The following is a 25,326-nucleotide window of genomic DNA, read 5'->3' as shown; positions in this document are numbered from 1 at the left end:
CTCAGGGGCCCATAGGCCTCTGAGCCACCGACAACTCCGGAGCTCCGGCGGGACGGAGCCCACGGTCCTGTCGACCGGGCTCACCCCAGGCGCTCCCACCTGCCCTCGGAGACGACGGCGACGTCCGCGTCGCTGACGCTGATGGCCGTCTGCTCGTCGATGGCGTAGGCCGGGATGCCGATGCCGGCCGCCCAACGCGTGGCGTCGGCCATGGAGTTCTCGGGGAAGGCACCCAGGTGCGGGAAGATGCCGAAGTCCACGACGCCGAGGGTCTGGTCGCCCGGAGCGTCGGGCCACTCGACGAACTCGGCTCCGATGCGGGGAGCCATGACCATGCTGCCGGCGCTGACCCCGACCCAGACGGTGTCGTCGAGTGAAGGCAGGAGGTCGGCCAGCCCGGAGGTGCGCATCCAGTGGCTGAGGTAGGTGGCGTCGCCGCCGTCCACCAGCAGCGCGTCGGCCTCCCGCACCCAGGGCACCCAGCGGTCGGGGCCGATGGTGGGCAGGGCGGTGAGCTCGAGCAGACCGAGGGACGCCCATCCCAGGCCCGACAGGTGAGGGGAGTGCGAGCCGGCGGCGAGCAGGCTGCGCGCCGACACCGGCCCGCACATCGGGTGACCCCACTGGGCCGTGGGGACGCAGAGCGCGTGAGCCTCGGCGACCGGCTTGCCGAGAAGCCGGACGAGGGCGGCGTGGATGCTGTCGTTGGTGACGCCGCCTGAGGTCAGCAAAAGCTTCACGGGGTTCTCCCATCGTGCTGGACCGACCACAGTCGGTCCGGCGGTGGACCGGTGCCCACCATCCTGGCCCGGATCCGCCTGCCTTAGCCGGAGGGCTCGACGACCGATGCCTCCGCGGGCAGGCCGGACGCGACGAGCCTGCTCGTGCCGCCCCGATGCTCGCGGAACCTGGTGAGGACGATGGGGAGGCCGTGGGCCGTCATCGCATCGGCGCCGTCCATGGCCTGCAGGTGGACGTGGGGCTCGGTGGAGTTGCCCGAGTTTCCGCACGCACCGAGCCGTCGGCCGACCTCGACGAGATCTCCGTGCGTGACGCCGACCGAGCCGTGCTGCAGGTGTGCGAGCGCGACGAACCCCCGCCCGTGCCGGAGCCGCAGGACCACGTGGTTGCCGGCCAGGCCGTCGGCGCCGCGCCGGAGCCGTGCCGCCTGCCCCCACCCGTAGGGCACGAGCGAGAGCGGTGACCGACGGGCGGGGTGGTCGGGCTCGCCGTCGTGGACGTGGACCACCGTCCCGGACGCGGGGGACAGGACCGGCGCCCCGAACCCCCAGAACCTCTCCGGCGGCTCGGTGGCGAGCACCGTGCGCCAATCCCGCTCGACCGCGCTGCGTCCCCGGTCGTCGACCGGCATGAGATCGATCGCGTACGTCGTGGCCATCACGTGGGTGCCGTGGCTCGGAACCCGTCGTGCGGGCGAGTTCTGCACCAGGCACGGACCGTCCAGAGGCAGTCGCAACGCGACGGGCTCGTGCATCGCCTCACCCTAGGTGCTGCGTGCACGCGACCGCGGGACACGGACGGACGGGGTGCGCGTTGCCGGGGGTCAGGCGCGGGTGCGGTCCAGGCCGAGCAGGGCGATGACGTCGGCGAGTCCCTGCGCGATGACGTCGGAGGCCAGCTCGTCGTCGGTGAGGGCCCGGGCCAGCTGGATCGTCCCGGCCATGAGCGCGTAGGCACTCAGGACCCTGGCTCGCGCGCCCCGGCGGCCCGAGGCCGTGGCGGCGTCGGGGAGCCGGTCGGTCAGGGCGTCGACGATCTCGAGGATGCCGTCGGAGTAGGCCTGTCGGACGACGTGCGGGCCGCGGGCGATCTCGTCGAGCAGCGCGGCCGACGGGCAGCCGAGGTCGGGGTGGTCGCGGTGGTCGACGGTGAGGTACCCGGCCACGAGCTGTCGCAGCCCGTCGGCGCCGGGGTCGAGGTCGGAGAAGCCGGCGAGCTGGGAGTGCAGCTCGTTCCTCACCACGTGGGCGACGAGGTCGTCCTTGGAGTCGAAGTGCGCGTAGAACGCCCCGTTGGTGAGGCCGGCGTCCTTCATCAGCGTCGCCACGCCGGACCCGTCGACGCCGTCGCTCTTCAGCCTCCGACCGGACGTCGCGAGGATGCGCTCGCGCGTGGCCTGCTTGTGCTGCTCGTCGTACCGCGCCATGGGGTCTTCCTTCCGTGCCGGACGTCGACGGGCGCCACCCCGAGCCGATCTCCTGATGATCGTCATCCTACAGTCGAGAATGTAGTACGGTCATCATATGAAGGTTCGCGACGGACGCGAGCACGACGTGAGGAGCACGAGGATGAGGGCGTTCGTCGTCACCGCCTACAAGCAGCCGCTGCGGGCGGCCGACGTCGCCGAGCCGGTGGTCGGGGACCGCGACGTGCTGGTGCAGGTGCGTGCCGCCGGCCTGAACCAGCTCGACGAGAAGATCCGGGTCGGCGAGTTCAGGCAGGTCCTCCCGTACCGGCTGCCCCTGACGGCGGGCAACGACGTCGCCGGGACGGTCGTCCGCGTCGGGTCTCGGGTCCGGGCGTTCGCCGCCGGCGACGTGATCTACGCCCGCCCCGACAAGGACCGCATCGGCACGTTCGCCGAGCGCATCGCCGTCGACGAGTCCGACCTCGCGCTCGCGCCCCGCACCGTCGACGTCGTCGAGGCCGGGTCGCTGCCGCTCGTCGCGCTGACGGCGTGGCAGGCGCTGGTGGAGAAGGGCGACGTGCGCCCGGGGCAGAAGGTCCTGGTCCACGCCGGGGCCGGCGGCGTCGGGTCCATCGCGATCCAGCTCGCCAAGCACCTCGGCGCCACGGTCGCCACCACCGCGAGCGCAGGCAACGCCGACTTCGTCCGCGAGCTCGGTGCCGACGTCGTCGTCGACTACCGCAGCCAGGACTTCGCCGAGACGCTGTCGGGCTACGACCTCGTGCTCGACAGCCTCGGCGGCGAGAACCTCGAGCGGTCGATGCGCGTCCTGCGCCCCGGAGGCAAGGTCGTCGGCATCGCCGGGCCGCCGGACCCCGCCTTCGCCCGCGAGATCGGGCTCAACCCCGTCCTGCGGCTCGCGATCGCCGCCCTCAGCGCCAGGACCCGCCGCCTGGCCAAGAGGCTCGGCGTCACCTACGAGTTCCTGTTCATGCGGGCCGACGGCGACCAGCTGCGACGGATCGCCGAGCTCGTGGACACCGGCGCGCTGCGCCCCGTCGTCGGCCGGACCGTCGACTTCGACCAGATCCCTTCCGCGCTGGAGTCGCTCGCCGCGGGCGGCGTCCGCGGCAAGGTCGTCGCCACCGTCACCTCCTGACCTGCACCGTCCCACCGACCCCGACACCTCCAGGAGCACCCATGAGCAGCGCCGACGCCCACGACGACCCCGTCATCACCTCCTACGCCCTGGCTCCGGCCCGCACCGTCCGAGCCGGTGGGCAGACCTTCGCCTACCGCGAGCTGGGCCCCCGCGGCGGCGTGCCCGTCGTGTTCTTCGTGCACCTCGCCGCGACCCTCGACAACTGGGACCCCAGGATCGTCGATCCCATCGCGGCGAACCGCCACGTCATCGCCTTCGACCAGCTGGGGGTCGGCGCCTCGACCGGCTCGGTCCCCGACACGGTCGAGGCCATGGCCGACGACGCGGCCACGTTCATCGCCGCCCTCGGTCACGACACCGTCGACGTCTTCTCCTTCTCCCTCGGCGGCATGGTCGCCCAGGCGCTGACCCTCAAGCATCCCGAGCTGTTGCGCCGCCTCGTGCTCACCGGCACGGGCCCCAAGGGCGGCAAGGACATGGACAAGGTCGTCGGCACCACCTACTACGACATCGCCCGCGCCACGCTCACCCGCTCGGACCCCAAGGAGTTCCTCTTCTTCGAGCGCGACGCCGCGGGCAAGGCGGCCGGCAAGGCGTTCGTGAAGCGCCTCGAGGAGCGCACCGTCGACCGTGACGCGCCGATCAGGCTCGGCGCGTTCCGCCGCCAGCTCTCGGCCATCCAGCGCTGGGGTCGCGGCGCCCCTGACGACCTCGCGGCCATCACCCAGCCGACGCTGATCGCCAACGGCGACCACGACCGCATGGTGCCCTCGGTGCTGTCGCAGGACCTGCACCGCCGGATCGCCGGGTCACGGCTGGTCATCTACCCGGGCTCGGGCCACGGCGGCATCTTCCAGTTCCACGAGCAGTTCGCCCCGCTCGCCGTCGAGTTCCTCGGCCGCTGACCACCCGCCCGGGGCAGGGACGACGACACGTCCACGGTGGACGGGGCGACGTCAGCCGGTCTCGGTCGTGGGGGCCGACGCGCGCCGGCGGTCTGCGGAGGTGTCGTTCCAGCTGGCGAGGAACTCCAGCGCGTGGGCAGAGGGACTCGCGGGCTCGACGGTGTACATGATGATGCCGAGGCCAGGGTCGCCGGGCAGGTCCAGCGCCTCGCCGGTGAGCTCGATCTCGCCGACCACCGGGTGGTGCATCGTCTTGGTCGCGGTGCGGTGCAGCTTGACCTGGTGGGCGGCCCACCAGGTGGCGAACTCCTCGCTGCGGGTCGACAGCTCCCCGACGAGGTCGCTCAGCGCCCGGTCGTAGGGGCTGCGGCCGGCCTCGATCCGCAGTGCGGAGACGCTGTCGCGGGCCACGGTGGGCCAGTCGACGTAGAAGTCCCGCGAGCGCTCGTCGAGGAACATGAAGCGGGCGAGGTTGAAGCTGCCGTCGGCGCCGGCGGCGTCGACGAACAGGGCGCGGCCCAGGGGGTTGAGCGCCAGGACGTCCATCCGGGCGTTGCGGACGTACGCGGGGCCGCTGATGGCGTCGATGATCCGGTGGACGCCCGGCCGGACGGTCTGACGTCGCCCGCTCCTCGCGTTTGTCGCCGTCGACGGCCTGGTGCCGGCCGATCGGGCCAGGTCGCGCAGGTGGGTCCGCTCGGCCTCGTCGAGCTGGAGCGCGGCGGCCAGTGCCGTGAGCACTTGGTCCGAGACCCCGCTGAGGTTCCCTCGCTCGAGCCGGGTGTAGTAGTCGACCGAGATGCCGCTGAGCACGGCCACCTCGTCGCGGCGCAGGCCCTTCACGCGGCGGTTCGTCCCGTACACGGTGAGTCCTGCCATCTCCGGCGTGAGACGTGCCCGTCGGGAGGTCAAGAAGTCACGGATCTCCTGCTGCTGGGCCATGCCCCGACCGTAGGTGACCGGGCTGGGCGCTGGGAGGTTCTGACGTTACCTGGGACAGCAGGCACTCCCGCCCGCGCGGCGGGCGCGCTGTCATGGGGGCATGACACCGATGGACCTCGACCGGAGGACCGTCCTGCGCGCCGCTCTCGCCGCTGCCGGGACCGCCACGCTCGCGGCCTGCTCGACCGGTCGACCCGCACCGGAGCGACCGGACCGGACCGACGAGACGAGCACCACCGTGGACGACGACTCCGCACCGCGCACCCTGCTGATCTTCTTCTCGCGAGCGGGGGAGAACTACCACCGGGGCGGCCGGATCGACCTGGAGACCGGCAACACCGCGGTCCTGGCCCAGATGATCGCGGACCGGTCCGGGTGCGACGTCCACGAGGTCCTTGCAGCCGACCCGTACCCGCGGGGGTACGACGCCACCGTGGACCGCAACACCCGTGAGCAGCAGGCCGACGCCCGGCCGGCGGTCGACGGCGATCTGCCGGACCTGTCGGGGTACGACGTGGTGCTGCTGGCGAGCCCCATCTGGAACGTCCGTCCGCCGATGATCATGCAGACCGTCGCCGAGGCCCTCGACCTCTCGGGCAGGACCGTGCACCCGGTGGTCACCTACGCGGTCAGCGGGCTGGGCGACGCCGCGGACGTCTACGCACGCTCGTGCGCCGGCGCCACGATCGGACGAGGGTTGGCCGTGCAGGGCGAGGACGTCGCGCGCGCCGGCCCCGACGTCGACACCTGGCTCGCCGCCACCGACCTCGCCGCCCCCTGACCGGCCGGCCACGCACCACCACAGATCCCGACCCACCACCGCACCACCGGAGGAACGACCATGGAGCACCTCACCCTCAACAACGACGTCCGGCTGCCCGCCCTGGGGCTCGGCGTCTTCCAGACCCCGCCGGACGAGACCCGCGACGCGGTCACCTCCGCCCTGGCCGCGGGCTACCGGCACGTCGACACCGCAGCCGCCTACGGCAACGAGCGCGAGGTCGGCGAGGCGCTCGCCGCCGCCGACGTCGACCGGTCCGACGTGTTCGTCGAGACGAAGGTCTGGATCAGCGACTTCGGCTACGACGAGACCCTGCACGCGTTCGACAAGAGCGCGGGCAAGCTCGGGCTGGAGCAGATCGACCTGCTGATCCTCCACCAGGCGCTGCCCTCGGCGTTCGACAGGACCCTCGGCGCCTACCGGGCTCTGGAGGCCCTGCTGGCCGACGGCAAGGTCCGCGCGATCGGCGTCAGCAACTTCATGGTCGACCACCTGACCCGCCTGCTCGACGAGGCGTCGGTGGTGCCCGCGGTCAACCAGATCGAGGTCCACCCGTACTTCCAGCAGCGCGAGGTCCAGGACTTCGGTCGCGAGCACGGCATCCTCACCCAGGCCTGGTCGCCGATCGGCGGCATCACCCACTACCGCGACGGTCAGCACGCCAGTGCGCTGGAGGACCAGACCATCACCGGCATCGCCGAGGCGCACGGCAAGAGCCCGGCCCAGGTGATGCTGCGCTGGGGGATCCAGCAGGGCCGGTCGGTGATCCCCAAGTCCGCCAAGGCGCACCGCATCGCCGAGAACATCGACGTCTTCGACTTCCAGCTCACCACCGAGCAGGTCGCGGCGATCGACGGGCTCGACACCGGCACGCGTGGCGGCCCCGAGCCCGAGGACGTCACGCTCGAGGCCTTCGGGCGCGACATCCCGGAGGCCTGATGGGCGCCCAGAGCGTCGCCGTCGTCACCGGCGCATCGTCCGGGATCGGCGCCGCCACCGCCCGCGCCCTGCACGCGCTCGACCACCAGGTGGTGCTGCTCGCGCGACGCGCCGACCGGATCGAGGCCCTGGCCGCCGAGCTCGGCGACCGGGCACTGGCGATCACCGCCGACGTGACCGATCGAGACAGCATGGTCGCCGCCGCCGATCGGGTGCGCGACGAGCTCGGCCGCGTGGACGTCCTGGTCAACAACGCCGGCATCATGCTGCTCGGGCCGTTCGGCAGCGACCAGCGCGACGACTACCGCGCCATGATCGAGACGAACCTGCTCGGCGCCATCACGGCCACCGAGGTCTTCCTGCCCCAGCTCGTCGACGGGGGCGGCGACGTCGTCAACCTGTCCTCGGTCGCCGGACGGACCGCCCGGCCGGGCAACGGGGTCTACGCCGCCACCAAGTGGGGCCTCAACGGGTGGTCGGAGTCGCTGCGCCAGGAGCTGCTGCCCGACGTCCGCGTCACGCTGGTCGAGCCCGGCGTGGTGGCCACCGAGCTGCCCGGTCACATCACCCACGACGACACGCGGCACGGCGTCCAGGAGCTGTACGACCGCGCCGAGGTCACCGCCGACGACGTCGCCGACGTCATCGCGTTCGCCGTCACCCGCCCCCGGCGGATGGTCCTCAACGAGATCCTCCTCCGGCCTGCCGGCCAGGCCTGACGCCGTCCACCCCATCCCCACGAAGGAGCCCACCGTGTCCGTCTGGTTCATCACCGGCTGCTCGACCGGACTCGGCCGCGCCCTGGCCGAGGCCGTCCTCGACCGCGGGCACCAGGCCGCCGTCACCGCCCGCGACCCCGCTGCCGTCACCGACCTGGTCGACGCCCACCTTGGACGAGCGCTCGCACTCGCGCTCGACGTCACCGACGACCAGCAGGTGAGGGCGGCGGTCCGGGCGGCCGAGGAACGGTTCGGCGGTGTCGACGTCCTGGTCAACAACGCCGGGTACGGCTACCGCGCAGCGGTCGAGGAGGGCGAGGACGACGCGGTGGCGGCCCTGTTCGACACCCACGTCAACGGCGCCGTCCGCACCATTCGCGCCGTGCTCCCCGGCATGCGCGGACGCCGCTCCGGCTCGATCGTCAACCTGTCCTCGATCGGCGCCCGGGTCAGTCCCGAGGGGTCCGGGTACTACGCGGCAGCCAAGGCCGCGGTCGAGGCGCTGACCCTGTCACTGCGCAAGGAGGTCGGGCCCCTCGGCATCACCGCGACCGCGGTCGAGCCCGGCGCGTTCCGCACCGACTTCGCCGGTCGGTCCCTCACCCAGGCGGCCGAGCCCATCGCCGACTACGCCGACACCGCCGGCAGGCGACGACTCGAGCACGACACGGCGCATGGCAAGCAGCCGGGCGACCCGGCCAAGGCCGCCGCCGCGCTGGTCGACGTCGTCGAGTCGGGCCGTGCGCCCTACCTGCTCGTGCTCGGCAACGACGCCGTGGACGCCGTCCGCGACTCCCTCGCCGCGCTCGCCGGGGACGTCGACGCGTGGGAGCCCACCAGCCGCAGCACCGATCTCGGGCGTGAGCGCTGAACCACCTGCGCTCGACGTGCATCTCATCACTGCAGGCACCGCCCACCGAACGCAGGAGAACAGCATGTCGACCACTCGCTCCCTCACCGTGCTCGCCGTCGCCGGCGCGATGCTCGCCGCCGTGGCACCCGCGGCCCTCGCCGTCGAGGCCCCGACCCCGCTCGACCCGGCGGTCCGGGTGGTCGGCTTGACGACCACCGGCGGCATCACCTCGATCGACACCGGCCGCCAGAAGGCCTCCCGGACCAAGGCCGTCAAGGGGCTGCGGCGCGGCGACACGGTGGTCGGCATCGACTACCGCCCCGCCAACGACAAGCTGTACGGAGTCGTCCAGGGCGCGAAGGACACGCTGCGCGTGGTCAAGATCAGTCCTCGCACGGGCCGCACCTACACCTCCAGGACGCTGCACGGCGCCGACGGCCGGGCGATCACGTCGACCGCGACCGCCTTCGGCGCCGACTTCGATCCCGTCACCGGCCTGCTGCGCGTCGTGAACGAGGAGCGCGGCAACTACCGGGTGGACGTCGACACCGGTCGCACCGTCGTCGACGGGACCCTCGACTTCGCCCGGGGCGCCCAGTACGAGGGCCGGGTTCCCCGGGTGCCGGCCGTGGCCCACACCCACAGCGTCAAGGGCGCGACGCAGACCACGGCGTACGCGCTCGAGGCCACCACCGACACGGTGGCACGCCTCGACCCCGCCGACGCCGGCGATCTCACCGTCCAGGCGTTCACCATCGACGTCCGGGGCAAGACCGGCTTCGACATCGCCACCTCGGGCTCGACCGACGTCGTGCTGATGTCGAACACCAGCGGCAACCAGTCCAAGATCTACCGACTCCAGCTCGCCGACGGCGCCGTCCTGTCCAAGTCGACCATCCGGGGCAAGCGACTCCTCGACGTCGCCGCACCCACCGGCCGCTGAACCCGCGGGGCGGTCGGTGGCCAGCCCACACCGGCGGTGAGCAGGTCGCCACCCGGCAGTCGGATCAGTCGTGGGGGAGGCCGCCGACCAGCTCTCCGTCGACGAGCCCCACGGCGGGACCCTGCGAGCCGTTGGTCTCGTCGAGCTCGTCCGCGGCCCAGGTGGGCAGCCCGTCGGTCGTCGGTCGCCCGACCGGGACGATCCGGTGCTCGGGACGCTCCTCTGGGTCGTCGCCCGCCGTCTCCACCGCGTTCAGGTAGGCGGCCCACGCGTGGGGGTCGATGACGTAGACGTCGTCGGGGTAGGTGTCGTCGCCGACCCGGATCACGCCGTCGTCGACGACGACCGGGCGGCCGTGGCGGCCCAGGTACTCGACGAGCGCGTCCCAGGCGTCGTCCGGGGTCCAGCGACGGTCGACGAACGGCTCGCCCGGAGTCCAGTCGGCGTCGATCTGCTGCTGGTACCGGCGCCCGGCCTCCAGCTGCGCCCGGGCCCACCACCTCCGAGCCACGTCGGACGCCGTTCCGGCCTCCGGCTCGACCGTCAGGCGACCGGTGATGCGGCGGGTCCCCGCACGCTTGTCACCGGCCCAGCTCTCCGGATCCAGGTACGACCAGGTGAGGACGGTCCCGGCGCCGGTCGGCTCGAGCCCCTCCAGACGCAGGCTCAGCGGCGTGCCGGGCACGTCGAGCACGGCAGAAGCGGCTCGCAGGTCGTCGATCGCCACCGGGGCGGTTCCGTCGTCGGACACGCGCGCAGTCTCCCAGGTCCAGCACCCGGACCGCGGTGGTGCACAGGTCAGCTGGGACGTTCGTCGCGCTCGCGGTCGATCCGCAGCGCGAGGAGCCACCGTCAAAGATGGGCGACCGCGGCGGCTGACCGACGGCTCCGGCTCACCGCGCTCGGACGAACCTCGCGGTGACCGTCGAGCCCGTGGCGAGGACCGTCCCGCCGGTGGGTCGGGTGCCGTCCAGCACGATCCTCCTCCGCTTGCCCCCGCCGGGCTTGAGCGGGTGGGTCGAGTCGAAGACCAGTCCTGCCGCCTCGATGATCCTGCGGGCGCGCTCCTCCAGGGAAGGGGCCCCGTGCTCCATCAGGGTCAACGGATCGATGCCCACCAGCACGTTCGGCACGGCCACCTGGCCGTCGGGCACGAGCTGGGCCGTGGCGGCGATCCGCTGGACGTCGCCGGCCGGTCCGCTGATGGTGAACCGGCCGCCGAGGGTCGGGGCGGTCAGCCCGACGAAGGCGTGGCTGTCACCCCCGTCCGGGGCGTGCCTGACGCCGGCGACCGTGACCACCTCGTCCCCGGACTCGAGCAGGACGCGCTCGGCGCCTCTCCCCGATCGGTGGAGGGGCTGCTCGACCGGCCTGGGTGGGAAGTGGTCGAGCGTGACGCTGACGGCTCCGTCGACGGGGGTCCAGACGAAGGCGGCGGCGGTGTGGGCGTCCGGCAGGACGACCGTGCTCCGTCGGACGACCTGTGCGGCGTCCACCTCGACCGGCCAGTCGGCGGGGATCTCGATCGCCAGGCGCCCCGCACCGAGTAGTCGCACCACCGTCCTCCGATCCTGGCTCAGGGTGCCGTTCGAAGGGCCAGGGTCGGGCCTTCCGCGGCCGCGTCCAGCCGCGCTCGAGAGGCTCACGCGCACCTGGTCAGATCTTGAACCAATCCTGAGCGCAACCAGCGCCGAACCATTGAATTCAGGCCCGTCAAGACGGTTCCGGCAATGGATGTGTGGCGTCGGCCACTCTGTTACCGAAAGTTAGGTGAAGGCTCAACTAAGACCTCAGGCTCGTGCTCAGGACACCTTGTCCTGATCTTGAGAGGACCTTGATCCATGTCGCGTCGCCCGCACCGTCAGTCCGTCTTCGTGGCCGTCGTGCTGGGCCTCCTCACCGTCATCGGGTCGGGTGAGCCGGCCGCCGTCTTGGCTTCTCCGACGTCGATCGCAACCGCGTCGCTGTCGGTCCGGGTGGACACGGTGGACGCCGTTGCCCCGGGGCGTCTGATGGCTGCCGAGCAGGCGGTCCGCTCGGCCGACGCTCGCAAGGCCCGGGCGCAGCGCAGCCTGAGGCGCGCGTCGGCCGCCCGCCGGGCGTGCACGTCGACGACGTGCGAGGCACGTGCGGTCCGGCGGCAGAAGCGCGCTCGGGCGGCGCTGGCGCAGGCTCGCAGCGCGGCGGCGACGGCCCGCGCGCGTCGTCGCTCGCTCGTCCTGCAGGACCGCGCCGACCGTGAGGCCGCGGCCGCCAGCAACGAGCGCCGCCGCGTCGCGGCTCTCCGGGCCGACTCCACCGCTTGGAAGTCGCTGTTCCCGGGGCAGGACCTGTACTGGGACGGCTGCGCGACCATCGGCTACCGGATCAACACCTCTGGTGCGCCCAGCTGGGCGGCCGCCCAGGTGCGGGAGGTGCTCGACGAGGTATCGCGACGCTCGGGGCACACCTTCGCGTACCGCGGCACGACCACGGTCGTGCCCGACACCGGCTCGGTCTACCCCGGCGACACCGACCTGGTGCTGGCCTGGGTCAAGCCCGGGCAGTCGTCCCTGCTGGGCAAGGACCAGGCCGCGTCGGCCGTCGCGGTCGGCGGGATCCTGTCGAGCCAGCAGGTGGGTGTCAAGGCCGACGGGACCGCTCGGCGGCGGGCGGACGACGGTCTCGTCCTGATGAACCGCGAGTTCAGCTACCAGCGCGGGATGGCGGCCGCCGCGCCGCACTACCAGACTCCCGCCGGGCAGGTCCTGCTGCACGAGATGGGCCACGTCCTGGGGCTCGACCACGTCGACAACGAGCAGCAGCTGATGAACCCGGTGCTCCTCGACGGCCGCCCGGGCCTGGGAGCCGGCGACGTCGCCGGGATGAAGGCCATGGGATCGCAGCAGCTGTGCGTGAACCGCGCCGGTCGGTGAGCCCGGGCGGGCCGGGACACACCGGGGCCGGCCCGGGTGGAGCCCGAACCGACGGAGGCCGGCGCCACCGACTGAGGGCGCTGGACAGCCACGCGGTGGTCGGACGGGGGAGTGCTCAGTCGCCTCCGAGCTCGGACTCGGGCATCTCCGGCGTGAACGACGGCACCAGCTCGTACTGGCCGTAGATCAGGTAGCGCTCGCCCCCCAGGCGCATCAGCGCCCGGCGCACCTCCTGGACGGCCCGATCGACGTCACCCCACATCGTCCCGGCCATCGAGGACCACTCCTGCTTGGTCATGAGGATGTCGGCCGAGCGACGCTTGCCCCGTGCATCGTGGAAGACGACGTGGATCCTGCCGGCGTCCTTCTCCGACACCGTCGCGTACCCGCGCAGATGGTTGATCAGGTGGCCCCACTCGCTCACGGCCCCAGGGTGCCAGGTCTACGCCGGCAGGTAGCTGCGGAGCGCGGACGCGGCCTGACGGACGTCGACGCTCAGTCGCTCGACGAGCTCGTCGTCGAAGTCGGGGGCGTGGCCCGCGACCTGCACCGCGGTCGTGCACGAGCCGTCGGCGGCCACGACGGGCGCCGAGACGGACGCGGCGCCGACCACGCGCTCGTTGACGGCCACGGCGTAGCCGCGCTCGCGGATCAGGCGGAGCTCGTCGTCCAGTGCGGAGGAGTCGATCCGGTGGCCGTCGGCGCGGACCGACGTGTCGACCTCGGACATCAGCGTCGCGAGCTCGTCCGCGTCGAGGTAGGCGGCCAGCACCTTGCCGGCGCCGACGTGCAGGGGCAGGCGCTCGCCGATGGGCAGCTCGTACCGCATGGGGTTCCCGCCCTCGACCCGGGCGACGACGGCGCGTGACAGGCCCGTCCGCACGAACACCGAGGCCGTGAGGTTGGTGGTGGCGGCGAGCTCCTGGAGCACCGGGCGGGCCGCGAGCGAGACTCGGCTCGTCGCCAGGTAGGCGTGCGCTCCGAACAGCATCGCGACGCCCGTGTGGTAGCCGGCCTCGCCGGACTCGACCCGGCCCCGTGCCTCGAGGACCCGCAGGATGCGTTGCGCGGTCGAGATGTGCAGACCCGATCGACGCGCCACCTCGCTCAGCCGCAGCGGGGTCCGGGTCGCCTCCAGCACCTCCAGGACGTCGATGGCGCGCTCGAGGGACCGCATGGACGGGGCGGACGGGACGGCTCGATCGGTGGCGGACATGACCTGACTATGTCACACAGTGAGAGATCGCAGCATCAAGCGCGAACCGATGTCACCTGATGGGTTGACATCTGTGACGCGGCTGACACATGGTGGGGCCACCAGATGCAACTAACTATCACAGAGTGAGAGTCAGATGAAGCCGGAGACGAAGACCGTCGAGGTGCCCGACCAGGAGGAGCCGATCTCGCCGCTCTGGTCGGCGGTCGTCGCGGCGGTCGTCGCCGCGGTCGGTGCCGCCGCGGTCGTCGGGTCGCTGCGTCTGGGCTACTGGACCGAGATCGGCCCCGGGCCGGGGTTCTTCCCGCTCTGGCTCGGCGTCATCCTCACGGTGCTCGGGCTAATCTGGCTCCAGCGTTCGGTGCGCGAGCTGCTGTCCGGCTCGCCCGAGGAGGTGCGGCCGCCGACCGCGGACGAGGGGGTCGAGCCCTACTCGTGGTCCACGGTGGGAGCGATCCTCGGCAGCCTGGTCGTGCTGGCCTCTGTCCTGGACCTCGTGGGCTACCAGCTCTCGATGCTCGTGTTCCTGGTGTTCCACCTCAAGGTGCTCGGCCGCCGCGGCTGGCTGCTCACCCTCGTGCTGTCGGTGGCCGGGAGTTTCGGCGTCTTCGTCGTCTTCACGCGCCTGCTGACGGTCAACCTGCCGGCGTCGTCCCTGCCCTTCCTCGCGGGCCTCGGGCTCTGACGTGGACACGCTCAGCCTCCTGGCCGGCGGGTTCGCCGACGCCCTCTCGCCGCAGAACCTCATGTTCGCGCTGATCGGGTGCATCCTCGGCACGATCCTCGGCCTGCTCCCGGGCATCGGGTCGACGGCGGGCATGGCGATCCTCATCCCGCTCACACTGTCGATGGACGCGACCGGCGCGATCATCATGCTCGCGGCGATCTTCTACGGCGGCGCGTACGGCGGCACGATCACGAGCGTCCTGCTGAACATCCCCGGTGAGGGGGAGTCGGCCATCACGTGCCTCGACGGCTACCAGATGACCCTCAAGGGGCGGGCGGGGGTCGCGCTCACGACGGCCGGCCTGGGGTCGTTCATCGGAGGGACGGTCGCCACGCTCGGCCTGGTCTTCGCCGCGCAGCCGCTGGCGACGCTCGGGCTCAAGATCGGCCCGCCGGAGTTCTTCTCGCTCGTCCTGGTGGGCCTGGCGCTCCTCGTCGGACTAGTGGGCCGCTCGGTCATGCTCGGCGTCATCTCGGCGTGCATCGGTCTGCTGATCGCCATGGTGGGGATCGACCCCGTCGTCGGAGAGCCACGCTTCACGTTCGGCTCGGCCCACTTCTTCGACGGCGTGAGCTACGTGCCGGTCCTGGTCGGGCTCTTCGGGCTCGGCGAGCTCCTGTCGAACGCCGGCGGTGCCGCGCCGCAGACCCGTGCACCGCGTCTGCGCGAGCTGATCCCCTCGCGCACCGACCTGCGTCGCAGCGCACCGGCCGTCGGCCGAGGCACGGTCATCGGCTTCTTCGTGGGTCTGGTGCCGGGCGTCACGAGCGCCATCTCGTCACTCCTCGCCTACAGCACCGAGAAGAAGATCGGCCGCCACCGCGACGAGCTGGGCACCGGCGCCATCGAGGGCGTCGCCGCCCCCGAGACGGCCAACAACGCGCACAGCAACGCCGCGTTCATCCCGCTGTTCACCCTCGGCATCCCGGCGAGCCCGGCCATCGCGGTCCTCCTGGGCGCCTTCCTGCAGAACGGTCTGACCCCGGGGCCCCAGCTGTTCGTCGACGCGCCCGACCTGATCTGGGCCGTGATCGCGAGCCTCTTCGTGGGCAACGCCCTGCTCCTGCTGCTCAACGTCCCGCTGGTCAGCGTGTGGACCAAGATCCTCGCGATCCCGTACTCGGTGCTGACCGCGCTGATCTTCGCGTTCATCGTGCTCGGCTCCTACGCCGTGAGCAACAGCGTGGTCGACGTGTTCGTGATGATCGCGTTCGGCGTGATCGGCTTCGTCTTCCGCCGGGTCGGGCTGCCCCTGGCGCCCCTGGTGCTCACGTTGATCCTCGGCCCGTTCATCGAGAGCGCGTTGCGCGAGTCGCTGCAGATCTCGCAGGGCGACTTCTCGATCTTCCTCACGCGCCCGCTCTCGCTGGCCTTCCTGCTCGTGGCGGTCGCCGTCGTCGTCCTGTCCGTGTTCTCGGCCGGACTGAAGAAGAAGGCGGGGCTGCCAGTCGACAGCGACGCCTGACCCCACCCCGCCCCTCCAGCTCGCCACCACCCACAGAAGGACTCCACCCATGCGACGCCTCTCCCTCACCGCCGCCGGTGCCGCGGTCACGATCGCCCTGGCCACCGCCGGCTGCGCCCAGACCGGCGCCACCGGCGCCGACAGCGACTTCCCCTCCAAGCCGATCGAGCTGCTCGTCGGCTACGACGCCGGCGGCCCGACCGACGTCGGGGCCCGCCTGCTCGCCGAGGAGCTGGAGAAGAAGCTCGACGCGACGATCACCGTGGTCAACCGCCCGGGCGCCAGCAGCCAGATCGCCTACACCGCCCTGACCTCGGCCGAGCCCGACGGCTACACGATGGGCGCGGTCACCTTCCCGTCCGCGATCATCACCGTGATCGATCCCAAGCGCGGTGCGGACTACGACCGCGACAGCTTCGACCCGGTCGCGCTCAACGTCGTCGACCCGACGGCCGTCGCGGTCGCCGCGGACAGCGACATCGACACCCCCGAGGACCTGATCGCCGCGGCCAAGGCGAGCCCCAAGGAGCTGCGCGCGGCCACCACCGGCGTCGCGAGCAACGAGCACTTCGCGCTGGCCCGCCTGCAGGAGGAGTCCGGGGCCAGCCTCGCGCCGGTGCACTTCGCGGACGGTGCGACCGCGGCCGCCACCGCCTTCCTCGGCGGCAACGTCGAGGTCCTGCTCGCGAACGTCAGCGACATGCAGACCCTGGTGACGGAGAAGAACGCCAAGATCATCGGGGTGATGGCCGCCGAGCGCAGCCCGTTCCTCCCCGACGTCCCGACGTTCGAGGAGTCCGGCGCCGACGTCGAGATCTCGTCCTCGCGTGGCCTGGCCTTCCCCGCCGGCACCCCCGACGAGATCACGACGAAGGTCTCGACCGCCGTCGGCGAGATCCTCGAGGACGACGCCTTCCGCACGCGCATGGAGGACCAGGGCCTGGCCCCGCAGTACATGGACAGCAAGGCCTACGCGGAGTACTGGGACGAGACCACCGCCCTGTTCACCGACCTGCTCCCTCTCGTGAGCTCGGAGCGCTGACATGACCGACGCCATCCTCGAGACCGTCACCCTCGGCGGCTCCACCTCGATCCACCAGCACCAGCGTCCGGAGCCGGACCTGCTCGATCGCTTCCGCCACCTGCCGTCGGCCAACATCGCCGACGCGATGGGACGGCTCGGCGCGGTCGACGCTCGCATCAAGCCGGTCTGGGACGGGGCGAGCGTCGTCGGCGCCGCGTTCACCGTCTGGACCCGACCCGGCGACAACCGGGGCATCCACGAGGCGCTCGCCCTCGTCGCGCCCGGTGACGTCATCGTCATCAACGGGGGTGGGGACGAGTCCCGCGCCCTGATCGGCGAGCTGATCGGCGGCAAGGCCAGGCTGCGCGGCGTCGCGGGCTTCGTCATCGACGGCGCCGTCCGCGACGCCACCGGGCTGCGGGAGTACCAGATGCCCGTGTTCGCCCGCTCGATCACGCCGGCGGGACCGTACAAGGACGGCCCGCACGCCCTGCTGTCGCGCATCGCGGTCGGCGGCGTCGTCGTCACCCCGGGTGACGTCGTCGTCGGCGACGAGGACGGCGTGGTGATCGTGCCGCTGGAGCACGCCGAGACCATCGCGGCCGCGGCCGAGCGCAAGCAGGCCGCCGAGCAGCGCACCCGCGACCAGATCGAGGCCGACCTCCCCGCCGTCGACCCGGGGGTGCGGGCCCGATGACCGTCGTCGCCGCCTACGCCCCCACGCCCCTGGGTGCCGACGCCGTCCACGAGGCGGCCGCCGAGGCCCGCCGGCGGGCAGAGCCGCTGCTCGTGCTCAACACGGCCAGCGGAGCGGCTGTCGCCGACCCCGCGCTGGCCACCGACGACCAGCTCGAGCGGCTTCGACGCGACCTCGAGGGCACGGGCGTCGACGTCGAGGTCCGTCAGGTCCGGCACGCCTCCTCGGCCGCCGAGGCGGTCCTCGACGTCGTCCGGGCCGAGGAGGCCAGCCTGCTCGTGATCGGCCTGAGGCACCGCTCGGTCGTGGGCAAGTTCCTCCTGGGCAGCACCGCCCAGACCCTGCTGCTCGACGCGCCCTGCCACGTGCTCGCCGTCAAGCCGTCCGCCACCCACGACCGAGGAGCCACGTGACCCAGAACCCCGCCCCGTCCACCACGCGAGCCGTCGCGATCATCGGGCACGGCGAGGTCGGGCGCGCCTACAGCGGCGCCCTGGCCGAGCGCGGACACGAAGTCCGCGCCTACGACCCGTTCCTGCACGACGAGGTGGCCGGCGTGCGCGTGTGCGGCACGACCGCCGAGGCCATCGACGGTGCGGACGCGATCTTCGTCCTCACCGCCGCGGGCGCCTCGCGCGCCGTGGCCGAGGAGGTCGCGCCCCAGCTGACCGACCAGCGGCTCTACGCCGACTTCACGTCCTCGGCGCCCTCGGACAAGCAGGCCCTCGCCCCGCTCTTCGACCAGAGCAGGGCCGAGCTGGCCGACGTGGCCATCCTCGGACCCGTCATCAAGCTCGGCGCCCGCACCCCGCTCATGACCGCTGGGCCCGGCGCGGAAGAGGTCGCCCACCTCATGCGGCCCCTCGGCGCCGACGTCGACGTCGTGGACGGGCCCGTGGGCGCGGCCATGGGGCACAAGCTCCTGCGCAGCGTCTTCATGAAGGGCCTCGCGTCGACCATCATCGAGGCCGTCGAGGCCGGCCGCGCCGCCGGCTTCGAGCCGTGGATCCGTGACCAGATCGCCCGCGAGCTCGCCGGGGACGGCACCGCCACCATCGAGCGGTTCGAGACCGGCAGCAGGCTGCACGGCCGACGTCGAGCCGACGAGATGGACGCCGCAGCGGGCTACCTGGCCTCGCTCGAGGTCCCCGGGATCATGTCGGCGGCCGCCGCCGAGCACCTGCGCCACCTGACGCGATCGTCGTGAGGCCCCGCGGCCACCGGCCGGGGCAGCGGCACTCCGAGCAGCCCACCGCCGCCGACGACTGTCGGAGGGTTCGGACACAATGCGAGCCATGGGTGATGCAGCGATCCTGGCCGAGGACCTCGTCAAGACGTTCAAGGGAGGTGTGCGGGCGCTCGAGGGGGTGTCGCTGAGCGTGGAGCCCGGCTCGGTGCTGGGCCTGCTCGGGCCCAACGGGGCGGGCAAGACCACCACCGTCAACGTGCTGACCACCCTGCTCCGCCCCGACTCCGGCCGGGCGCGGGTGGCCGGGGTCGACGTCCTGGCCGACCCGGCCGAGGCCCGTCGCCGGATCGGGCTGGCCGGCCAGTACGCCGCCGTCGACGAGAAGCTCACCGGCCGCGAGAACCTCATGCTGGTGGCCCGTCTCAACCACCTCTCCGGGGCCGAGGCCCGCAGCCGGGCCACCGCGCTGCTGGAGCAGTTCGGCCTGACCGACGCGGGCGGACGCACCGCGACGACGTACTCGGGGGGCATGCGGCGTCGGCTCGACCTCGCCGCCGCCCTGGTCGCCCGCCCGCCGGTGCTGTTCCTCGACGAGCCGACCACCGGTCTGGACCCGCGGAGCCGCATCGACCTGTGGGTCGTGATCGAGGACCTCGTGCGCGAGGGGGTGACCGTGCTGCTCACCACGCAGTACCTCGAGGAGGCCGACCGCCTGGCCGACCGGATCTCGCTGGTCGACCACGGCCGGGTGATCGCCGAGGGCACCGCGGCAGAGCTCAAGGCGCGCCACGGTGGCGCCGTGGTGGAGGTGCGCCTCGAGGACGCCGCCGACGCCGACGCGGTGGTCGGCCTGCTGACCGACGTGGGTGAGGGTGCGCCGAGCGTCGACGGTGACCTCGTGCGCGTCCCCGCGAGCGCCGGCACCCGGGTGCTGGCCGAGGTGGTGCGTCGCCTCGACGAGCGCCAGGTCGCCGCCCGCGGCGTGGCGCTGCGCGAGCCCAGCCTCGACGACGTCTTCCTCTCCCTCACGGGCAGACCACCCGAGGCCGCCCAGGACGACGACCCCGCCGGCACGGACCCGAAGGAGACCCGACGATGAGCGGCACCGCGGCACGTCCCCACGCACTGAGCGCCCTCGGCTGGGCGGTGCGCGACACCCTCGCGATGGCCGGCCGCAACCTGCGACGTCTGTCTCGTCAGCCCGAGCAGGTCGTGTTCAACGTGGTCTCCCCGATCATGTTCACGCTGCTCTTCCGCTACGTGTTCGGCGGCGCGATCGGCGGTCTGCAGGGCCTGAACTACGTCAACTACCTGGTGCCGGGCATCGCCGTGCAGACGGTGCTCTTCTCGGCGGGCGTCACCGGCTTCGCGCTGGCCGACGACATGCAGAAGGGCTTCGTCGACCGGCTGCGCTCGCTGCCGATGTCGCGGAGCGCGGTCTTCGGGGGGCGGGTGGTGGCCGACACCGTCAACAACGCGTTCGGCCTGCTCGTCCTCGTGGCCACCGGGTACGCCGTGGGCTTCCGGCCCGCGAGCTTCACCGGGTTGGTCGCCGCGCTGCTGCTCCTGCTGCTCTTCGCGCTCGCGGTCAGCCTCGGCTACGCCCTGATCGGCCTCGTCGTGCGCAGCCCCGAGGCGGTCAACGCCGCGACGTTCCCGATCATCTTCCCGCTCACCTTCGCCTCCTCGGCCTTCGTGCCGGTCGCGACGATGCCCGACTGGCTGCAGGGGTTCGCGACCCACCAGCCGGTCAGCGTGGTCATCAACGCCGCCCGCTCGCTCATCCTCGGCGACACCGCGACGGCCGACCAGCGGGCACTGCTGCTGGGCGGCGCCGACACGGCGTCGCTGGTGCTGCAGTCCCTGGTGTGGAGCGCAGGGATCGGCCTGCTCTTCGGGCTGCTCTGCACCCGCACCTACCGCAACCTCGGGAGGTGACCACGGGCGCCGGCCCGGGTCAGTCGGGGGCGAGGTCGTCGAGGGCCGTCCGCACGAGCTCGTCGCCGAGGACTGTCGCGTGGTCGAGCGGCATGGACGCCTCGGCCGCGTCGAGCGAGGTGCCGTGGCGGCGTGCCCACGCCGCGATCTCCAGCTCGAGGATCCAGTGCACCCACTCCTCGGGTGCCACGTACCCCGCGCTCCAGCAACGGGCCTGGACGAGGTCGCTCAGCTCGAGGAAGCGGGACGAACGGTGTGGAGGGATGGCGGCTGCCCGACTGTGGTGGCCCCGCAGGCGGGGCGACCGGGCGCAAGCCGGCAGGTGGTGAGCCGGACGGCCCACGCAGAGGCAGCACGATCTCTCCCTCGTGGCGAGCCTAGCCGTCCGGCGTCCGGATCCTGACCACGCGGACGTCCGCGCACCGCCTCAGGCCCGGAACCGCGGTGCGAGATCGGCGGCCGCCTGAGGGGGGCCGAGCAGGTAGCCCTGGAGGTAGGTGCAGCCGATGTCGGTCAGGAACCTCTGCTGCGCGGGTGTCTCGACACCCTCGGCCACCACCTCCAGCCCGAGCGACGCGGCGATCGCGATGACCGCCTGGACGAACCCGGCGCGGCGGGCGTCGTCGGGGAGGCCCTGGACGAAGCGCCGGTCGATCTTCGCGACGTCGACCTGGAGGTCGAAGAGGCGTGAGATGGACGAGTAGCCGGTGCCGAAGTCGTCGACCGCGAGGGGATGCCCTCGGGTGCGCAGGACCGTGAGGCGGTCGATCAGCCCGGGGTGGACGAAGTCGTGCTCGACGATCTCGAGACCGATCTGGTGGGGCTGCACACCGTGGCGCGAGCACGCCGAGTCGAGCATGCTCGGCAACGAGGGGTCGTTGACCTCGTGCGCGCCGAGGTTCACGTAGGCGACCCGGGGGGCGTGCTCGCCGTGGTCGGCGTTCCACCGGGCCACCTGGGCGCACACCTGGTCGATGCCCCAGGCCCCCGAGGTCGGGAGCACGCCCCGTCGCACCGCTGACTCGACGAACGCCTGCGCCGGGAGCACCTCGCCGTCCTGCCCTCGCCACCGCACCAGCGCCTCGACGCCGTGGATCTCGTCGGGGCGGGTCGACCGGACGACCGGCTGGTAGTGCATCTCGAACTCGTTGCGGTCCAGGGCGCCGTCGAGAGGTCCGTCGCGGGGCGCCGTCAGCGGAACGGTCGATCGCGAGTCCAGGTCGCGGATCGGGAGGAGAGTCCTGTCGGAGGCGTGCTTGGCCAGGTACATGGCCGTGTCGGCCTCGTGCAGCAGGTCCTCGGCCGTCGTGCCGCCGGTGGAGGTGGCGGCGCCGAGGCTGACGTCGAGCCGGACGGGTCCGCCGGGCAGGACGATGGGGGTGGCCATCGACTCGCGCACCTTGGCTGCCACCGCCTCGAGCACCCGGCCGGGCCCGCCGCGGTCGGTGGTCTCCAGCTCGCCGCAGACGAGGACGAACTCGTCCCCGGCCAGTCGGCCGACGGTGTCGGCGGGGCGGGCCGCACCGTTGAGCCGGCGCGCGGTCTCGCCGAGCACGAGATCGCCGGCGCGGTGGCCGTGGGTGTCGTTGACGAACTTGAAGTGGTCGAGGTCGGCGAAGATGACGCCCACCGCCTCGCCCTTGGAGCGTGCCGACTCCAGCGCCCACGACAGCCGCTCGATCAGCAGGGACCGGTTCGGCAGCCCGGTGAGGTCGTCGTGGCTGCTGACGTGGGCCAGCTGCGCCTGCGCCAGCCGGGCCGCGTCACGGTCCGACGCGGTGACGACGTGCGACGTCGCCACGTCCGCGAGCAACCGGGCGGCCTGCAGCTCGGCGCCGTCCCAGGGGACCGCGCGCGAGCGGTAGAGGTCGAGCACCCCCCAGCACCGGCCGCGGCTCATCAGCGGCAGCGCGGCGATCGCGCCGAGGCCCACCTCGGCCGCCGTGGCGGAGAACCCCGGCCATCGGTCGATCTGCTCCAGGCCGACCACCGTCACGGTCTCGCCGGTCCGGGCCGCGTCGCGGCAGGGTCCGCTCCGCAGCGACTCCTGGGTGCGTTCCATCACCGCGGCCGACGAGGTCGTCGCGTGCACGTACCGGTTGCGGTCGCTGTCGGTGAGCATCACGCCGACACCGTCGACGTCCAGCACGTCGGCCGCGAGGTCGCACAGCTCGGCCAACGTGGTGCGCGCCGGGACGTCCTCGGTCGCCACGGCGGACAACCGGGCCACTGCCTCGTTGATTCTCTGGTGGTCCACCAGCGATCCGATCTGCTGCGCGACGGCGTGCGCCGTGCACCGGGACCGTGACCGAGGGGGTATAGCCACGCTGGTACCCGGTCGACGAGCTCGTCCACGCAACCGGACCGGAACGGTTGGGCGCAATCACTGTAAGGCTGGTACGGCCGGATGCGCAGATCGCGGGCGCGACACGCGGTCGTGCGCCGGGCCCCCGGCCGTCGGGACCCTGCGGACGAGTGCGTAGTGTTGAGAGGAACTTCCCGTCTTCGGGGGACGGACGGTGTCGGTGCCGCCGTCTGCCGCCCGGGCCCCGCGGCCCGCTCCGAGCCACGTCGTCGCGAAGTCCGAGCTCATCTTCACCGATGCGCAGCGTCGATCGCGCCGGGTGATCACGCATCACCTACCCGCCGCGACGCCGCACGTGTCGTGGCCGAGACGAGTCCCGATGTCCGCCGACCTGCGTACCGATCTGGCCGTGCTGGCCCGCGAGCTTTCCCAGGGGACCGGGCTGTCGAGCACCGTCGAGCAGGTGGTCGAGTTCGCCCGCAGGACGTTCGGCGCGACCGAGGCCGGCATCACGCTGATCCGCGACGGCAGGCTCGAGACCGTCGCCGCGACCAGCCCGGCGGTCCGCAGCGCCGACGAGGCCCAGCACGAGCTCGGCGAGGGCCCGTGCGTCGAGGCCGCAACCGAGTCACGAACGGTCTGGAGCGGCGACCTCGGCACCGACGATCGCTGGCCGACCTGGGGCCCGCGAGCCGTCGAGCTGGGCTTCGTGAGCGTCCTGGCCACCGAGATGCACGCCGGCGGACGCCGTGTCGGCGCACTCAACCTCTACCGGGCCACGAGCGGGCCCTTCGACCCCGAGGACGCGTCCCTCGCCCAGGACTTCGCGCAGCACAGCGCCGTGGCGCTGTCGCACCTGCTCCGGATCGACCATCTCGAGGTCGCGCTGTCGACCCGCACCCTGATCGGCCAGGCCCAGGGGATCCTGATGGAGCGCCACGGCGTCGACGCCGAACGGGCGTTCAGCATCCTGCGTCGCTACTCCCAGGACGAGAACGTCAAGCTCCGCGACGTCGCCCAGCGGCTCGTGCTGACGTCGCGACTGGAGCACCCGCGGCGCCCGGGCGCCCCGGGTCCTCGCGGGACGTCCTAGGAGCCGGGCTCGACCCGAACCACGGTCGAGGTGTCCGTTTCGGGTGTACCGTCCAAGAGTCAGGGGTACGACGATCTCCGTGTCCAAGCGGGGGTCATTCCTGGTTCTCATGACCAGGACGCGTCAGCCCGGCGACGAGGTCGCCCCGCGGCGACTCCCGATTGGCTCCGCGATGGACGAACGTGCCGTCTACCACGCCCTGGCCCACCTCATCGGCAGGGCCACCGAGCCGCTGACCGCCCGGGTCGCGGCGCGGGCGCTGTCCGACGCGGCCGGTGACCTGTTCGTCGTCGTCGCCGGCGTCGGGGTCGCCCTGGTCGAGGACGGGCGCGCGCGTCACGTGCACGCCACCACCGAGCTCGCCGGTCGGCTCGGGAGCGTGCAGGACGACCACGGGCGGGGCCCGGTGCACGAGGCGGTTCGCTCGACGGCCGACGTCACGGCGCTCGGGTCCGCCCAGCTCCGGCCCTGGCCCGAGTTCGCACGGGTCGCCGAGGACGCGGGGGTCGGCGGGGTCGCCGCCCTGCCGCTGGTCGGCCGCGGTCGGTGCTGGGGCGTCCTCAGCCTGTATCTCACGCGACCCGACGCGCTGACGCCCGACGTCCTCGAGGTCGCGCGGTTGCTGGCCGACGTCGCCACCACGCACCAGATGATGGCCTTCGAGGCCGCGGAGGTCCGCGCCGCCACCCACGACCTCGCCCACGTCAGCACCCACGACCCCGTGACCGACGTGTCGAACCGGACCGGCCTCAGCGCCCGGCTGGACGCCGCGCTCGCCGCAGGGCGACGCCTGGGTCGGGCGACCGGGGTGCTGTTCATCGACGTCGACGACTTCGAGGCATTGCGGCGCACGAAGGGCGACCGCGTCGCCGACGACGTGCTGCGGGAGGCGGCGCGACGGATCCGAGCCGAGCTGCGTCGCGCGGACACCGTCGCCCGGCTGGGAGACGACGAGTTCGTCGTGGTGTGCAGCGACCTCGCCGTCGACGCCGATCCGGACCGGATCCTGTCCGCGGTGGCCGACCGCGTGCGCGAGGCGATCGCCCGGCCGATGGCCACCGGTGCGGGCGAGGTGACGCTGACGGTGAGCATCGGACGAGCCGTCTCCGACGACACGACCGGGGGAGCGGACCTCGTCGACGCGGCCGACCGAGCCATGTACCGGGACCGCGCCGCCTGAGCACGGTGCGTCAGGAGGTCCTGAGGTCCAGGCCGAGCCTGTCTGCGAGCTCGTCGACGGTGGTGCCGTGGGTGTCGACGGCGGTGACGGTCCCGTCGGTCAGGGCGAAGGTGGCGTGGTCGGTGTAGACGCGGTCGACGCAGCCCAGGCCGGTGACGGGGTAGGTCAGGTCGGGCACGAGCTT

General features: G+C 72.5%; 28 protein-coding genes. 18 read left to right on the top strand and 10 right to left on the bottom strand.

Annotated features, from left to right (window positions below; all coding sequences use genetic code 11):
- Positions 1 to 80: 80 nt before the first annotated feature.
- The 3 genes from ACI6PP_RS17990 to ACI6PP_RS17980 form a co-directional block, all read right to left on the bottom strand.
- Entirely contained in the window at positions 81 to 740 is a 660-nt protein-coding gene (locus tag ACI6PP_RS17990) for a Type 1 glutamine amidotransferase-like domain-containing protein (RefSeq protein WP_421113000.1), read from the bottom strand.
- Positions 741 to 823: 83 nt separating this feature from the next.
- Positions 824 to 1,495 carry a M23 family metallopeptidase gene (locus ACI6PP_RS17985; RefSeq protein ID WP_421112999.1) on the bottom strand — a complete coding sequence of 224 codons (672 nt, stop codon included), beginning with the start codon at positions 1,493 to 1,495 and terminating at the stop codon, positions 824 to 826.
- Between the two features lie 69 nt (positions 1,496 to 1,564).
- Positions 1,565 to 2,167, bottom strand: coding sequence for a TetR/AcrR family transcriptional regulator (locus tag ACI6PP_RS17980; protein ID WP_421112998.1), 603 nt, complete (start codon positions 2,165 to 2,167; stop codon positions 1,565 to 1,567).
- 142 nt (positions 2,168 to 2,309) lie between these two features.
- Here ACI6PP_RS17980 and ACI6PP_RS17975 point away from each other — a divergent pair, with 142 nt between their 5' ends.
- Both ACI6PP_RS17975 and ACI6PP_RS17970 read left to right on the top strand, forming a co-directional pair.
- Positions 2,310 to 3,308: an NADP-dependent oxidoreductase gene (locus ACI6PP_RS17975; RefSeq protein ID WP_421112997.1), complete on the top strand. Its 999-nt coding sequence runs from the start codon at positions 2,310 to 2,312 to the stop codon at positions 3,306 to 3,308.
- Between the two features lie 41 nt (positions 3,309 to 3,349).
- Entirely contained in the window at positions 3,350 to 4,216 is an 867-nt protein-coding gene (locus ACI6PP_RS17970; protein WP_421112996.1) for an alpha/beta fold hydrolase, read from the top strand.
- A 51-nt stretch (positions 4,217 to 4,267) separates the two neighbouring features.
- Here ACI6PP_RS17970 and ACI6PP_RS17965 read toward each other — a convergent pair whose 3' ends face one another.
- Positions 4,268 to 5,158 (bottom strand): MmyB family transcriptional regulator, encoded by an 891-nt coding sequence (locus tag ACI6PP_RS17965; protein WP_421112995.1) that lies wholly within the window; start codon positions 5,156 to 5,158, stop codon positions 4,268 to 4,270.
- 100 nt (positions 5,159 to 5,258) lie between these two features.
- Here ACI6PP_RS17965 and ACI6PP_RS17960 point away from each other — a divergent pair, with 100 nt between their 5' ends.
- From ACI6PP_RS17960 to ACI6PP_RS17940, 5 genes are all read left to right on the top strand, one after another.
- Positions 5,259 to 5,939 (top strand): flavodoxin, encoded by a 681-nt coding sequence (locus ACI6PP_RS17960; RefSeq protein WP_421112994.1) that lies wholly within the window; start codon positions 5,259 to 5,261, stop codon positions 5,937 to 5,939.
- Positions 5,940 to 5,999: 60 nt separating this feature from the next.
- Positions 6,000 to 6,878 (top strand): aldo/keto reductase, encoded by an 879-nt coding sequence (locus tag ACI6PP_RS17955; protein WP_421112993.1) that lies wholly within the window; start codon positions 6,000 to 6,002, stop codon positions 6,876 to 6,878.
- Complete coding sequence (locus ACI6PP_RS17950) at positions 6,878 to 7,597, top strand: SDR family oxidoreductase (RefSeq protein ID WP_421112992.1); 720 nt, start codon at positions 6,878 to 6,880, stop codon at positions 7,595 to 7,597. Before ACI6PP_RS17955 ends, ACI6PP_RS17950 begins: the two co-directional genes overlap by 1 nt.
- A 34-nt stretch (positions 7,598 to 7,631) precedes the next feature.
- Entirely contained in the window at positions 7,632 to 8,468 is an 837-nt protein-coding gene (locus tag ACI6PP_RS17945; protein WP_421112991.1) for an oxidoreductase, read from the top strand.
- A 64-nt stretch (positions 8,469 to 8,532) separates the two neighbouring features.
- Positions 8,533 to 9,393: a DUF4394 domain-containing protein gene (locus tag ACI6PP_RS17940; protein WP_421112990.1), complete on the top strand. Its 861-nt coding sequence runs from the start codon at positions 8,533 to 8,535 to the stop codon at positions 9,391 to 9,393.
- Between the two features lie 64 nt (positions 9,394 to 9,457).
- On the opposite strand, the gene ACI6PP_RS17935 is transcribed toward ACI6PP_RS17940, so the two are convergent.
- Positions 9,458 to 10,144: a hypothetical protein gene (locus tag ACI6PP_RS17935; protein WP_421112989.1), complete on the bottom strand. Its 687-nt coding sequence runs from the start codon at positions 10,142 to 10,144 to the stop codon at positions 9,458 to 9,460.
- Positions 10,145 to 10,286: 142 nt separating this feature from the next.
- A complete protein-coding gene (locus tag ACI6PP_RS17930) occupies positions 10,287 to 10,952 on the bottom strand; it encodes a hypothetical protein (protein WP_421112988.1) in 666 nt (221 codons plus the stop codon).
- A 453-nt stretch (positions 10,953 to 11,405) separates the two neighbouring features.
- Here ACI6PP_RS17930 and ACI6PP_RS17925 point away from each other — a divergent pair, with 453 nt between their 5' ends.
- Complete coding sequence (locus tag ACI6PP_RS17925) at positions 11,406 to 12,308, top strand: matrixin family metalloprotease (RefSeq protein ID WP_421112987.1); 903 nt, start codon at positions 11,406 to 11,408, stop codon at positions 12,306 to 12,308.
- 115 nt (positions 12,309 to 12,423) lie between these two features.
- Here ACI6PP_RS17925 and ACI6PP_RS17920 read toward each other — a convergent pair whose 3' ends face one another.
- Complete coding sequence (locus tag ACI6PP_RS17920; RefSeq protein ID WP_421112986.1) at positions 12,424 to 12,732, bottom strand: hypothetical protein; 309 nt, start codon at positions 12,730 to 12,732, stop codon at positions 12,424 to 12,426.
- A gap of 18 nt (positions 12,733 to 12,750) precedes the next feature.
- On the bottom strand, positions 12,751 to 13,524 hold the full coding sequence (locus ACI6PP_RS17915; protein ID WP_421112985.1) for an IclR family transcriptional regulator: 774 nt from the start codon (positions 13,522 to 13,524) through the stop codon (positions 12,751 to 12,753).
- Between the two features lie 136 nt (positions 13,525 to 13,660).
- Between ACI6PP_RS17915 and ACI6PP_RS17910 the strand changes: the two genes are divergently transcribed.
- The 8 genes from ACI6PP_RS17910 (at position 13,661) to ACI6PP_RS17875 (ending at position 20,564) form a co-directional block, all read left to right on the top strand.
- A complete protein-coding gene (locus ACI6PP_RS17910; protein ID WP_421112984.1) occupies positions 13,661 to 14,209 on the top strand; it encodes a tripartite tricarboxylate transporter TctB family protein in 549 nt (182 codons plus the stop codon).
- A 1-nt stretch (position 14,210) separates the two neighbouring features.
- Positions 14,211 to 15,716, top strand: a complete 1,506-nt coding sequence (locus ACI6PP_RS17905; protein WP_421112983.1) for a tripartite tricarboxylate transporter permease — start codon at positions 14,211 to 14,213, stop codon at positions 15,714 to 15,716.
- 49 nt (positions 15,717 to 15,765) lie between these two features.
- Positions 15,766 to 16,758, top strand: coding sequence for a Bug family tripartite tricarboxylate transporter substrate binding protein (locus ACI6PP_RS17900; RefSeq protein WP_421112982.1), 993 nt, complete (start codon positions 15,766 to 15,768; stop codon positions 16,756 to 16,758).
- Position 16,759: 1 nt separating this feature from the next.
- Positions 16,760 to 17,437, top strand: a complete 678-nt coding sequence (locus tag ACI6PP_RS17895) for an RraA family protein (protein WP_421112981.1) — start codon at positions 16,760 to 16,762, stop codon at positions 17,435 to 17,437.
- Complete coding sequence (locus tag ACI6PP_RS17890; protein WP_421112980.1) at positions 17,434 to 17,850, top strand: universal stress protein; 417 nt, start codon at positions 17,434 to 17,436, stop codon at positions 17,848 to 17,850. The genes ACI6PP_RS17895 and ACI6PP_RS17890 overlap by 4 nt, the downstream gene beginning before the upstream one ends.
- The gene (locus ACI6PP_RS17885; protein ID WP_421112979.1) at positions 17,847 to 18,644 is read left to right on the top strand and encodes an NAD(P)-dependent oxidoreductase; all 798 of its coding nucleotides are present in this window, start codon (positions 17,847 to 17,849) and stop codon (positions 18,642 to 18,644) included. The genes ACI6PP_RS17890 and ACI6PP_RS17885 overlap by 4 nt, the downstream gene beginning before the upstream one ends.
- A gap of 88 nt (positions 18,645 to 18,732) precedes the next feature.
- Positions 18,733 to 19,725, top strand: a complete 993-nt coding sequence (locus ACI6PP_RS17880; protein WP_421112978.1) for an ATP-binding cassette domain-containing protein — start codon at positions 18,733 to 18,735, stop codon at positions 19,723 to 19,725.
- Positions 19,722 to 20,564, top strand: coding sequence for an ABC transporter permease (locus ACI6PP_RS17875; RefSeq protein ID WP_421112977.1), 843 nt, complete (start codon positions 19,722 to 19,724; stop codon positions 20,562 to 20,564). The genes ACI6PP_RS17880 and ACI6PP_RS17875 overlap by 4 nt, the downstream gene beginning before the upstream one ends.
- Before the next feature lie 19 nt (positions 20,565 to 20,583).
- Here ACI6PP_RS17875 and ACI6PP_RS17870 read toward each other — a convergent pair whose 3' ends face one another.
- Entirely contained in the window at positions 20,584 to 20,754 is a 171-nt protein-coding gene (locus tag ACI6PP_RS17870) for a hypothetical protein (RefSeq protein ID WP_421112976.1), read from the bottom strand.
- 237 nt (positions 20,755 to 20,991) lie between these two features.
- Positions 20,992 to 22,821 carry a putative bifunctional diguanylate cyclase/phosphodiesterase gene (locus ACI6PP_RS17865; RefSeq protein ID WP_421112975.1) on the bottom strand — a complete coding sequence of 610 codons (1,830 nt, stop codon included), beginning with the start codon at positions 22,819 to 22,821 and terminating at the stop codon, positions 20,992 to 20,994.
- A gap of 427 nt (positions 22,822 to 23,248) precedes the next feature.
- Here ACI6PP_RS17865 and ACI6PP_RS17860 point away from each other — a divergent pair, with 427 nt between their 5' ends.
- On the top strand, positions 23,249 to 23,962 hold the full coding sequence (locus ACI6PP_RS17860) for a GAF and ANTAR domain-containing protein (RefSeq protein WP_421112974.1): 714 nt from the start codon (positions 23,249 to 23,251) through the stop codon (positions 23,960 to 23,962).
- A gap of 172 nt (positions 23,963 to 24,134) precedes the next feature.
- A complete protein-coding gene (locus tag ACI6PP_RS17855) occupies positions 24,135 to 25,142 on the top strand; it encodes a diguanylate cyclase domain-containing protein (protein WP_421112973.1) in 1,008 nt (335 codons plus the stop codon).
- Positions 25,143 to 25,326: the final 184 nt, after the last annotated feature.

The organism is Solicola agrisoli (assembly GCF_049059935.1).
Classification (GTDB): Bacteria; Actinomycetota; Actinomycetes; order Propionibacteriales; family Nocardioidaceae; genus JAURVT01.
Note: the sequence above shows the minus strand (reverse complement) of the source record. Positions and strands in the feature narration are given on the sequence as shown.

Bases quoted from the DNA above. Each gene is read 5' to 3' on its own strand.
- ACI6PP_RS17985 (WP_421112999.1), bottom strand. From the start codon at position 1,495: ATGCACGAGCCCGTCGCGTTGCGACTGCCTCTGGACGGTCCGTGCCTG.
- ACI6PP_RS17980 (WP_421112998.1), bottom strand. From the start codon at position 2,167: ATGGCGCGGTACGACGAGCAGCACAAGCAGGCCACGCGCGAGCGCATC.
- ACI6PP_RS17975 (WP_421112997.1), top strand. From the start codon at position 2,310: ATGAGGGCGTTCGTCGTCACCGCCTACAAGCAGCCGCTGCGGGCGGCC.
- ACI6PP_RS17970 (WP_421112996.1), top strand. From the start codon at position 3,350: ATGAGCAGCGCCGACGCCCACGACGACCCCGTCATCACCTCCTACGCC.
- ACI6PP_RS17965 (WP_421112995.1), bottom strand. From the start codon at position 5,158: ATGGCCCAGCAGCAGGAGATCCGTGACTTCTTGACCTCCCGACGGGCA.
- ACI6PP_RS17960 (WP_421112994.1), top strand. From the start codon at position 5,259: ATGACACCGATGGACCTCGACCGGAGGACCGTCCTGCGCGCCGCTCTC.
- ACI6PP_RS17955 (WP_421112993.1), top strand. From the start codon at position 6,000: ATGGAGCACCTCACCCTCAACAACGACGTCCGGCTGCCCGCCCTGGGG.
- ACI6PP_RS17950 (WP_421112992.1), top strand. From the start codon at position 6,878: ATGGGCGCCCAGAGCGTCGCCGTCGTCACCGGCGCATCGTCCGGGATC.
- ACI6PP_RS17940 (WP_421112990.1), top strand. From the start codon at position 8,533: ATGTCGACCACTCGCTCCCTCACCGTGCTCGCCGTCGCCGGCGCGATG.
- ACI6PP_RS17925 (WP_421112987.1), top strand. From the start codon at position 11,406: ATGGCTGCCGAGCAGGCGGTCCGCTCGGCCGACGCTCGCAAGGCCCGG.
- ACI6PP_RS17915 (WP_421112985.1), bottom strand. From the start codon at position 13,524: ATGTCCGCCACCGATCGAGCCGTCCCGTCCGCCCCGTCCATGCGGTCC.
- ACI6PP_RS17910 (WP_421112984.1), top strand. From the start codon at position 13,661: ATGAAGCCGGAGACGAAGACCGTCGAGGTGCCCGACCAGGAGGAGCCG.
- ACI6PP_RS17900 (WP_421112982.1), top strand. From the start codon at position 15,766: ATGCGACGCCTCTCCCTCACCGCCGCCGGTGCCGCGGTCACGATCGCC.
- ACI6PP_RS17895 (WP_421112981.1), top strand. From the start codon at position 16,760: ATGACCGACGCCATCCTCGAGACCGTCACCCTCGGCGGCTCCACCTCG.
- ACI6PP_RS17890 (WP_421112980.1), top strand. From the start codon at position 17,434: ATGACCGTCGTCGCCGCCTACGCCCCCACGCCCCTGGGTGCCGACGCC.
- ACI6PP_RS17880 (WP_421112978.1), top strand. From the start codon at position 18,733: ATGGGTGATGCAGCGATCCTGGCCGAGGACCTCGTCAAGACGTTCAAG.
- ACI6PP_RS17875 (WP_421112977.1), top strand. From the start codon at position 19,722: ATGAGCGGCACCGCGGCACGTCCCCACGCACTGAGCGCCCTCGGCTGG.
- ACI6PP_RS17860 (WP_421112974.1), top strand. From the start codon at position 23,249: ATGTCCGCCGACCTGCGTACCGATCTGGCCGTGCTGGCCCGCGAGCTT.
- ACI6PP_RS17855 (WP_421112973.1), top strand. From the start codon at position 24,135: ATGGACGAACGTGCCGTCTACCACGCCCTGGCCCACCTCATCGGCAGG.